Consider the following 4,501-nt stretch of genomic DNA (forward strand, 5'->3'; position numbering starts at 1 on the left):
ATCCAGGGTGGCGGCTCGGACCTGATGTACCCCCACCACGAGTACTCTGCCGCGCACGCCGAGGCGATCACCGGCGCCCGCCGCTTCGCCCGCCACTACGTGCACGCCGGCCTGATCGGCCTGGACGGCGAGAAGATGTCGAAGTCCCGGGGCAACCTCGTCCTGGTGTCGAAGCTGCGCCGCGCCGGTGTCGATCCCGCCGCGATCCGCCTCGGCCTGCTCGCCGGTCACTACCGCGCCGACCGTATGTGGACCGACGAGGTCCTCACCGCCGCGCAGCACCGCCTCGACCGCTGGCGTGAGGCCGTGTCGCTGACCTCGGGCCCCTCGGCCACCGACACCGTCGCCCGGCTGCGCCGGCACCTGGCCGACGATCTCGACACGCCGAAGGCACTCGACGCGATCGACAACTGGGCAGAACAGGCCATCGCCTACGGCGGCGCCGACACCGAAGCCCCCGCCCTGATCCGCGCCGCCGTCGACGCGCTCCTGGGCGTCAGTCTCTGACACGATCGCTGGTCAGCGCGGCGAGGCCCTTCCTGATGCCGCGCCGACCTGTGACACGCCGCCGGTAGAGTCGCCGGGAAGTGAAGCGCGGGGCGCTGTCGCGTCGTGTGCACGACCGGCGACAGGAGCGGCGATGCCCGACCCGCAGGATCAACCGGCCTCCGCCACCACCGTCCTGCACGTGGGTGGGCAACTGCGCGCCAGCTCCCACGGGAGACTGACCAACGGGCTGCGCCACCGGCCCGGCGTCATCGCTGTCGACCCCAATCCGGTCGCCCAAACCGCCACTGTCACCTACGACCCCACCCGAACATCCGTCGCCGACCTGCGCACCTGGGTCCGCGACTGTGGCTATCACTGCGCGGGACGCTCGGTCCCGACCCACGTCTGCGACCCGGCGAGCGAGCCGACCACGCATACACGGCCCGCCCCGCACGGTGCCGAATTCGCCACGGCACCCGAGCAGTCCGCCGATTCCGTGGTCGGCCATGCGCCGCCTGCGATGCCCTCGCACGGCGAGTCCCCGAGTCATCGCGTGCCGAGTCGGGATCAGCCCCAAGCCGCGCACGGCGGTGGGCACGAGCACGGCGGGCACGCGTCGATGTCGATGGACGACATGGCTCGCGACATGCGCAACCGATTCCTGGTCGCGCTGGTCTTCTCCACCCTGGTGATGCTCTGGTCGCCGATGGCCACCCACATGCTCGGCCTGCACCTGCCCGTCCCGTTCGGGATGCGCGCCGACATCTGGATGCTCGTCCTGAGCGTGCCGGTGATCTTCTACTCCTCGACGATCTTCTTCACCGGGGCGTGGGCGGCGTTGAAGGCCCACACCCTCGACATGATGGTGCTGGTCTCGGTGGGTATCGGGACGGGATGGCTGTATTCGCTGTATGTGACGTTCACCGGCGGCGGTGAAGTGTTCTACGAGGCCGCCACGATGCTGGCGACATTCGTGCTGCTGGGCCACTGGTTCGAGATGCGGGCGCGCAGCGGCGCCGGCGACGCGGTGACGAGTCTGCTGGATCTGTCGCCGCCGAAAGCCGTTGTGCTGCGCGACGGTCAGGAAGTGCGGGTGCCGACCGCCGACGTGCGGGTGGGTGACGTGCTGCTGGTGCGGCCCGGCGCGAAGATCGCCGTCGACGGCACCGTGCTGGACGGGTCGAGCGAGGTCGACGAGTCGATGGTGACCGGCGAGAGCATGCCGGTGCCCAAGCAGCCGGGTTCGGCGGTGATCGGCGCGACCATCAACACCACCGGCAGCCTGCGGGTGCAGGCCACCAAGGTCGGGTCCGACACCGCTCTGGCTCAGATCGTCGAATTGGTGCAGCAGGCACAGAATTCGAAGGCTCCGGGTCAGCGGCTGGCCGATCGGGCCGCGTTCTGGCTCACCCTGGTCGCGCTGCTGGGCAGCCTGACCACCCTGGCGGTGTGGTTGCTCGTCGGTGCTTCGCTGAGCACAGCACTGTTGTTCGCGATCACCGTGGTGGTGGTGACCTGCCCGGACGCGCTCGGGCTGGCGACACCCACGGCGATCATGGTCGGCACCGGGCTCGGCGCCGAACGTGGTGTGCTGTTCAAGAACGCGACAGCGCTGGAGGACGCGGCGCGCATCGACGTGGTGGTGCTGGACAAGACCGGCACCCTCACCACGGGCGCACCCGAAGTCACCGACGTGATCACCGCGCCCGGCGTGGACACCGACCGGGTGCTGGCACTGGCCGCGGCGGTGGAACTCGAATCCGAGCATCCCCTCGCCGAGGCCATCGTCGACTACGCGAAAGCCCATGGTGTGGACACCCTTTCGGCCACCGGGTTCCAGAATGTGGCCGGCCGCGGCGCGACGGCCACGGTCGACGGGCAGCACGTAATCGTGGGCAACCGCGGACTGCTCGACGCCGACCACATCGAGCTGGGCGAGTTGGCGAAACACCGTGACGAACTGGCGGCCTCGGGCCACACCGCAGTCCTGGTCGCCGTCGACGGTCACGCGCACGCGGTGATCGCGCTGGCCGACGCCGCACGCCCGACCTCCGCCGACGCCGTGCGGGCACTGCACGACCTCGGTGTCGGCGTGGTCATGCTCACCGGTGACAACGCAGGCACCGCCGAACGCATCGCCCGCGACCTCGGCATCGACACCGTGATCGCCGATGTCCTACCGAAGGACAAGGCCGACCGGATCGCCGATCTGCAACGCACCGGTAAGAAGGTCGCGATGGTCGGCGACGGGGTGAACGACGCGCCCGCCCTGGCCCGCGCCGACCTCGGTATCGCCATCGGCGCAGGCACCGACGTGGCCATCCAAACCGCCGACGTGGTGCTCATGCGCTCGGACCCGTACGCGGTGTCGACGGCCCTGCGTATCGGTCGCGGCACGGTCCACAAGGAACGCCAGAACCTGGGTTGGGCAGTCGGTTACAACGGCATCGCCCTGCCCGTCGCGGCCGGTGTCTTCGCCCCGTGGGGTCTGACCATGCGCCCGGAGATCGCCGCGATGGCGATGTCGGGGTCGAGCCTGATCGTCGCTCTCAACGCGTTACACCTCAAACGTCTGTCGCTGCCCTCCGCGCCCCAGCACAAGTGAGGGCCGCCCGCAGCCCAAGGTGGCCCGCGACGTCGCGGACAGGCGCCACCGCGCCGGTTGCCCGCAGTGTGCTGCGCTTATACTGTGGGCCACAGCGCAGCTGACCTGCCGTCGATCGGAGAGCGTCACATGGGGTGCTATCAGCGCATCGTCGTGGGAACCAACGGCTCGGAGGCCGCGCAGACGGCGGTAGCGGTGGCGGGGGAGTTCGCGATGCGCCTCGGTGTCGCGGTCACCGCGGTGAGTGTGTGGAAGGACGCGGGGCGCAAGTCGGCCACCGACGCCGAATGGGCCGAAGCCAACACTCGGGCGGCCGCCGAAGCCCTGCTCGAAGCCGGGGTGACCGAGGTCGCCCGCACCGAACTCGACGGCACGGCAGGCGCGTTGCTGCTCGAGATCGCCGAACGTGAACCCGCCACGTTGCTCGTGATCGGTGGCGGCAGCCTGGGCAGTTCCAAGGCGCGACTGCTCGGCTCGACCGCCAATCACGTCTCCCACCACAGTCAGACCGACGTCGTGTTCACCAACAAGGTCCCCAAACGCTGGACCACCATCGGGCTCACCACCGACGGATCGGCGAGTTCGCTGACCGCGGTCCGTCGCGGCTACGAGCTCGCCCTGGCGCTGGGTGCGCGCCCGTTCCTGGTGGCTTCGGCCAAGACCGATGACGATGGTGCCGACATCCTGATCGACGTCGAAGGTCAGATCGCGGTCGAGGACCCGGAACTGTTCGGACGCGACATCCTCACCGGGGTCCCCCCAGCGGAGGCAATCTGCAACTCGGCCTGGAAATACGATCTGGTCGTGATCGGCAACCGTGGAATGAGCGGTCCCGCACGTCTTCTGGGCTCGGTGGCCAACAAGGTAACCCACGACATCGACACCAACTTGCTGCTGGTCAACACCACGCACTGAGTCATCGGCCCTCGCGTGCAGGAGGTGTCGGCCACCCACTGGTGACACCACGCGTGGTGATTGCCGTTCGAACGGGATCGCCGAGTCCGGTCTGATCAGGTGTTTGCTCCGGTTTAGCGGGTAACCGCGGAACTTGCCCGGACCGGGGAGTTCGGTCGCCTATGATGACCGTACGCGCGATGTTCGCCACACAACGGAGTGGACGCCGGATGAATGCTGGGATCGAGGCGGCGGGTTTCTTCGGCCTGCTGGACTGGGAGAAGACGACCGGTCTGAGCAAGTTCTGGGTCGACATGATCACCATCCCGATTTTCAGTGCCATGGCCGGTCTGATCACCAACTGGACCGGGGTGATCATGCTGTTCGCGCCGGTGCGGTTCACCGGCTTCTACGTGCCGGGCCTGAAAACGATCTTCCCGCTGTTGCCGCGCAAGGTGCAGATCCTGCCGACCTTCGCCCCCGGTGGCATCCTCGGCTTCCAAGGCTTCATTC

The 4,501-nt window shown here is 68.6% G+C and carries 2 protein-coding genes and 2 pseudogenes; all 4 read left to right on the top strand.

Going from position 1 to position 4,501, the window contains the following annotated elements; all coding sequences use genetic code 11:
• A pseudogene (locus ACFWF3_RS25555) lies at positions 1-507 on the top strand (cysteine--1-D-myo-inosityl 2-amino-2-deoxy-alpha-D-glucopyranoside ligase); the annotation flags it as partial.
• 133 nt (positions 508-640) lie between these two features.
• On the top strand, positions 641-3,094 hold the full coding sequence (locus ACFWF3_RS25560; RefSeq protein ID WP_379315796.1) for a heavy metal translocating P-type ATPase: 2,454 nt from the start codon (positions 641-643) through the stop codon (positions 3,092-3,094).
• A gap of 129 nt (positions 3,095-3,223) precedes the next feature.
• Positions 3,224-4,009: a universal stress protein gene (locus tag ACFWF3_RS25565; protein WP_378991820.1), complete on the top strand. Its 786-nt coding sequence runs from the start codon at positions 3,224-3,226 to the stop codon at positions 4,007-4,009.
• Positions 4,010-4,218: 209 nt separating this feature from the next.
• A pseudogene (locus tag ACFWF3_RS25570) lies at positions 4,219-4,501 on the top strand (hypothetical protein); the annotation flags it as partial.

Source organism: Nocardia sp. NPDC060220 (assembly GCF_042727815.1).
Lineage (GTDB): Bacteria > Actinomycetota > Actinomycetes > Mycobacteriales > Mycobacteriaceae > Nocardia.

What these genes read in the sequence shown, in the direction of transcription:
- ACFWF3_RS25565 (WP_378991820.1), top strand. Translation starts at nt 3,224, where the DNA reads ATGGGGTGCTATCAGCGCATCGTCGTGGGAACCAACGGCTCGGAGGCC.
- ACFWF3_RS25560 (WP_379315796.1), top strand. Translation starts at nt 641, where the DNA reads ATGCCCGACCCGCAGGATCAACCGGCCTCCGCCACCACCGTCCTGCAC.